This window comes from Bizionia paragorgiae (assembly GCF_900107625.1).
Classification (GTDB): Bacteria; Bacteroidota; Bacteroidia; order Flavobacteriales; family Flavobacteriaceae; genus Bizionia; species Bizionia paragorgiae.
In genome coordinates this window covers 66,030-72,493 of the sequence record NZ_FNQK01000016.1, presented here as the reverse complement: position 1 = coordinate 72,493, position 6,464 = coordinate 66,030, and the positions used below count along the sequence as shown (strand labels likewise).

Annotated in this window: 3 protein-coding genes; 2 read left to right on the top strand and 1 reads right to left on the bottom strand. The window is 38.2% G+C overall.

The features are described from left to right. Positions 1–3,014, bottom strand: a 3,014-nt coding sequence (locus tag BLV64_RS11555; RefSeq protein ID WP_143034156.1) for a choice-of-anchor L domain-containing protein, incomplete at its 3' end; no start/stop codon positions are given. A gap of 356 nt (positions 3,015–3,370) precedes the next feature. Here BLV64_RS11555 and BLV64_RS11550 point away from each other — a divergent pair. Continuing rightward, complete coding sequence (locus tag BLV64_RS11550; RefSeq protein ID WP_092135585.1) at positions 3,371–5,413, top strand: thioredoxin domain-containing protein; 2,043 nt, start codon at positions 3,371–3,373, stop codon at positions 5,411–5,413. Positions 5,414–5,633: 220 nt separating this feature from the next. Continuing rightward, entirely contained in the window at positions 5,634–6,446 is an 813-nt protein-coding gene (locus BLV64_RS11545; protein WP_092135582.1) for a mechanosensitive ion channel family protein, read from the top strand. Positions 6,447–6,464 lie beyond the last annotated feature (18 nt).

Below are 6,464 nucleotides of genomic sequence, written 5' to 3'. Positions count from 1 at the left end.
CTTACGTTGACATAAACCGTTTGTGGGTTAGAGATGTTTGTATAAGGTATTGGTAACGGATTTACTTGCGCATCGGCATCAGCTTGTGTTAAGTAATACGTTACGGAGTAGTTGGGATTACCTCCTGAGATTTCATTATTCTTGATACTTAAATCAATTTCTGTAAAACCATCTGGAGTTCCATCGTCACAAACACCTAATACTGTTGGTGTTATTACTGTTGGCAATGGGTATGTTGTTAAACTGTAAATCTGAGTTGCTGGACAAGCACCATTAGTGGTATACTCTACACCATAGGTTGTGTCTGGCTGACCTCCTGTTACGGTTCCTGTTGTTGCATCTATCGTAGCACCATCGGTTGGCACAGGGTTTAAAGCATAAGTTCCTCCTGGTACCACTTCTGAATCTACAATTCCGCCGTCGCATGTTGGAGTCATTGTAATCGTTGGGTCATCTACTGATAATACTGTAAGATCGAAAGTAGAAGACGCTGGGCACGTACCATTTGTTGTGTATTCTATAGTATACGTTGTTCCCGATGTACCTCCCGTTACAGCTCCTGTTGAAGGGTCTATTACTGCAGCATCTGTTGGTACAGGGTTAAACGTATATGTTCCTCCTGCCATAGCAAAAGAATCTACAGTACCTCCGTCGCAGGTAGCCATCATAGAGAATGATGGGTCGTCACTAGGGTCTAAAATTAAATTAAAAACAGGAGTTGGTGAAGCAATATAACAAGAAGGACTTGCGATGTTTTCAACACGAATATAAATAGATTCTGGGTTTGCAACGTTATTATACGGACTTACTAAAGCATTTGTTCCGGCATCGGCATCAGCAAAAGTTGTATAATATGTTACTGTAAATTCTGTATTGGATTGCGCTCCTAAAATTGCAGCATTTTGAGATTCTAAATCAAATGCTTCTCCCACACCATCGTTAGAAATATCATCACAGGTGACCATATCTGGCGCTGGACTATAAGTAACATTCAAATACGAAAGCGTAAACACATCGGTATCTACACAGGTTCCTGAAGTCAAGTCTTCAATACGCACATAAATTTGCTCACCGTCGGTTCCAATATAATTTACCGGATCAACAATAGGGTTTGTTCCAGCATCCGCATCTGCCTGAGACGTATAATAAGAAATATCTACCGTTGTGGGATCTTGAGTTCCCATTACCTCAGCATCATTTTCAGAAAGGTCAAAAACAACAGCTCCAGAACCATCATTACACTCTATTAACTCAATAGTATTTGTAACTATAGGGCCTGGTATAAACTCAACAAAAACAGAATCTGACGCTTGACAACTAGCAGAGAATACAATATCTACACTATAGGTTCCTTCTACTGTGGCATCATAAGTAGAAGCAGTTTCACCGGCAATAACATTACCGTCTAAATACCAAGTATGCGTCGCATTTGGTAACCCCGTATCTAAGGTTACTGTTGTACCTTCACATTCTGCAGTTCCTGCTGTAATGGTTATATCTTCACCTAAGTCCCCTCCTAAACTAAAAGATCCTGCACCTAGAAAAACAGCAGCATCGTAGGCATTATCCTGGTCATCAGCAATTACTAATTTAATTCTGTATGAATTATTCGGTACTACTGTAGCCGAAGCTGTCATAGGCACCGTATACCCCTTAAAATTTGTTGGACTGTTAATTTCTGGCAGTCCATTAGTATCATCATAGTAGGAATCAAAATAGGAAGGGTTTACTGATGGGCAACTCCCATTATAAGCATTATCTCTTACAGTAAAAACAGACACTACATCTGTTGTCCCTGGAACTAGCGCTAAATTAGTGGATACACCCGTTACCAAATCCGTTAAAATAAATGCAAAGGCATCGGTAAAACCACACTGAAACCCCCCATATTCCTCAGAAGCAAATACAAAATCGAAAGAAATACTATCTACAATTGGCATAAACTCGAATTCAATATAAGTCGCATCATTTGTACTGCCAGGTGGTAGTCCGATCTCAGCTTCTAGGTCTGCATCTCCAGGCCAGCTACCACCACTTTGAATTCCTGTTTCTGGCCCTATTGCATCCAAAGCATTACCAGTAGATAACACAATACCAGCATCAAACCCAAAAACACCTCCTGTCGAAATAAAAGATCCAATCCCATTTACAGCACCAAAATCACTACCTGTACTCGAAGTGATATTAGAAACAGTAGCACATGGACTATCGATTAAAACATCAGTTACCAATTGTTCTACAGTATGATCTGTGATACTAACTTGAATATAAGGACTAGGAATCACAACGGTAACCGTAACTTGCTCGCTACACCCTGTAGGGTTAACATCAGAAACCGTTAAGGTCACTGTATAGTTTCCAAAACCATTAAACGTATGACTTGCAGACTCTCCTGTAACTGGAGCCGACCCATCACCAAAATTCCATGAGTATTCAGCACCGGTACCATCCTCAGAAAAAATGGCACTTCCATCAAAAGTAACTGTATCACCATCGGCTATAACAATTTCATTGTTCGCATCAACTGCAGGCGTAGTCGCATCAATACTAGGTGTAATAGTTTGACAAGGCTCTAAACAGTCTATGGTTGCAGCCCATCCGATAGTGTTTGCAGAATCATTACTAACAAATACAAAAGTTAAACACCCTGAATTATTAGTTGGTGATGCCGTAATAGTACCAGGAAATGCAGAAGCTCCTGACCCCGCAAATGTACCCAAAAGAGGTGCCGTAGTATCGTTCCCGTCATAAACCGTTAAAACATCTCCAGGACTCCCTCCAAAAGCACCTTGAGTGTTAAATGCTGAAAAGGCCACTTGTATTGATGAATCTGCAATATCCGGGCAAATAGTTATTTCAAAATTTTCATTATCGGTATAATTTGCCGAGCCTCCACCAGAATCATAAAAATTCCCGGAACATGTCGTGAACGTTCCGTTCTGCATTAAGATATCTTGAGCGGACGCTGAAAAAAAAGTTAACACTAAAACTATAGCTAATGTAAAATTCTTCATTTTAAAGAGGTTATTTGTCAATACTTGGTTGTTATTATTGCAATTATACTAATAATTACTGAGTTTTAATTACATCTTTTAGGTATAAAAACTTCAGATTAAATGTAAATCATCTATTTTTTTAACCATTCATCTATGCTGTAGCACAAAAGATTTAACAAAATGTTATATACTATATAACAACAGCGGTCTAAAATCTCCTACCTCAACATCTAAATAAATTTTCATTTTTTATTGTTACACCTCTTGTTACGTCTCCGGCTTAATTACAATTCATTAACTTTGATTTTATGAACTACTATGGTTTCATATTACTATTTACTCTTATAAGCTGTACAACACAAATAAAAAAGCCCATGCAACACGCTTACACCAATGCCCTTATTAATGAATCTAGCCCTTATTTATTACAGCATGCTCACAACCCTGTAAATTGGTACGCATGGAATACCGAAAGTTTAGAGCGCGCTAAATCTGAAAACAAATTGATTATAATTAGTGTGGGGTATGCGGCTTGCCATTGGTGTCATGTTATGGAACACGAAAGCTTTGAAGATGAAGCGGTCGCCAGTGTAATGAACGCTCATTTTATAAATATAAAAGTCGATCGCGAAGAACGCCCAGATATCGACCAGGTTTATATGAACGCTGTACAATTAATGACGGGTCAAGGGGGCTGGCCAATGAATGTTATTGCGCTTCCCGACGGACGTCCAGTTTGGGGTGGTACCTACTTTAAAAAAGAACAGTGGACACAAGCGCTAACACAAATCGCTAAACTGTATGCCGAAAGCCCAGAAAAACTGTACGAGTACGCCAATAAATTAGAGCAGGGCATAAAAAACCTCGATGTTATTATCCCCAATACAGAAACCGTAGATTTTTCTGTTCAGGAAATAGAAACAGCTATTTCCCAATGGTCGGAGCAATTCGATTTAAAATTTGGCGGTATCACATCCCAACACAAGTTTATGATGCCAAACAACTATCATTTTCTTTTGCGATACGCCCATCAAAGTAATGACACTAAACTTAAAGACTATGTTGACAAAACACTAACAAAAATAGCTTATGGTGGTGTTTACGATCATGTTGGTGGTGGTTTTTCTAGATATGCCGTAGATTCTAAATGGCATATCCCCCATTTCGAAAAAATGCTCTACGACAATGGCCAGTTGGTTAGCCTCTATGCCGATGCCTATCTTATTTCCAAAAACAAGCTTTATAAAGAAGTTATTACCGAAACTTTAGCTTTTGTAGATCGTGAATTAACAGCCCCAAATGGTGCTTTTTACTCCTCTTTAGATGCCGATAGCCACAACCACAAAGGCATTTTAGAAGAAGGTGCTTATTATGTGTGGACAACAAAAGAACTAGAAGCGGTTTTAAATACCGATTACAAACTATTTACCGACTATTACAATGTTAATGCATTTGGCTATTGGGAACATAAAAACTATGTTCTTATCCGTTCTAAAAGTGACGATGAGTTTATACAAACTCACCAGCTTACAATTCAAGAATTAAACGCTAAAAAGCAACTTTGGAAAACAGCATTACTTAAAGCACGTAATCAACGTAAAACACCTCGATTAGACGATAAAAGTTTAACCTCCTGGAACGCTCTTATGCTTAAAGGTTACTTGGATGCTTACCGTGTGTTAGGAGACGAGGCTTACTTAGATAGCGCTTTAAAAAACGCACATTTTATTATCAATAACCAATTAAAAGAAGATGGTAGTTTATACCACTCCTACAAAAACGATACAAGTAGTATTAATGGTTTTCTTGAGGATTATGCGACAACCATAGAGGCATTTATTTTAGCCTACGAAATCACTCTCGATAAAAAATGGCTATTTACAGCTCGCGATTTAACCAACTATACCTTCGATAGGTTTTATGACGAAAAAAGCAAGCTATTCTTTTTCACCAATGCTCAAGATGCTGCATTGGTTTCTAGAAGTATAGAGTACCGCGATAATGTTATTCCGGCAAGTAATTCAATACTCGCAAAAAGTTTATTTAAACTCTCGCACTATTTCGACAACGCTTACTATTTAAAAACGGCGACGGCTATGCTTCATAATGTATCTCCGGAGATCCATAGCTACCCTGGCGGATTTTCCAATTGGCTAGACCTGATGCTTAATTTTACAAACCCCTATTACGAAGTTGCAATTATAGGTACTGCTGCGAAAGACAAATTAAAAACCCTTAACGCGACTTACCTCCCTAACAAACTTATCGCAGGAAGCACGACAGAAAGTAGTTTACCGCTATTAAAGCAGCGCTATGTAGCACAAGAAACCTTATTATATGTTTGTGTTAATAACACCTGCCAACGCCCGGTTAAAGAAGTCAGTGAGGCCATACAACTATTAAAAAACCAACCCTAGCCACTCTAAATACAAAAGTGGTTACATTTTAAAATACGCCCAGTTCGATTAAAAAACGTATTATACTTACAGTTTAAAACAGTTCTAACTTGCAGATTATACCCGTTGGGACACGACATCCCCTCATACTTCAATTTTTATAATTTTAATAACATTTTTAATTTGGATAGCCACTTCAAAATGTTAAATTTTGTCCTATTAACAAACTATAAACATAAATATGGAAACAGAAAAATGGATTGACAAAGGCTGGGATGTAATTGTAAATTTCGGCCCAAAAGTTCTTGCAGCAATTGCAATTTGGATCATTGGTGGAGTTATCGTTAAATACCTATTAAAAGGTTTTAACAAAGCCATGGAGAAAAAAGGTTTAGAAATAAGTCTGAAAAAATTCCTTAGTGATCTTGTTGGTTGGGGCTTAAAGATTGTCCTAATTTTAGTAGTTTTAGGTACTGTGGGGGTCGAAACCACTTCTTTCGCTGCTGTTTTGGCTGCCGCTGGTTTAGCCATTGGTTTAGCATTACAGGGTTCGCTAGCAAACTTTGCTGGTGGAATTTTAATCATGATTTTCAAGCCTTTTAAGATCGGGGATTTTATCGAGGCTCAAGGTCAGTCGGGAACTGTAAAAGAAATTGAGATTTTCACAACAAAATTATTAACACCAAATAATCAAGAGGTAATTATGCCAAACGGCGCCTTATCTAACGACAATATTGTAAATTATAGTACAGAAAGTACACGTCGTGTAAACCTTACTTTTGGTGTGGGCTACGATTCTGACATTAAAAAAACTAAAGAGGTTATCTTAGGCGTTATTAATTCGCATCCTGCCGTACTAAAAGATCCTGCTCCGGCGGTAAATGTATCGGAATTAGCGGACAGTTCTATAAACTTTTTTACACGTGCATGGGTAAAGCAAGAAGATTATTGGGATGTACACTTTTACCTTATCGAGCGTACAAAAGAAGCTTTCGACGAGGCTGGTATCGATATTCCTTACCCACACCAAGTTGAAATTCATAAAGAAGGTTAATATTAATTTTATGCGTTT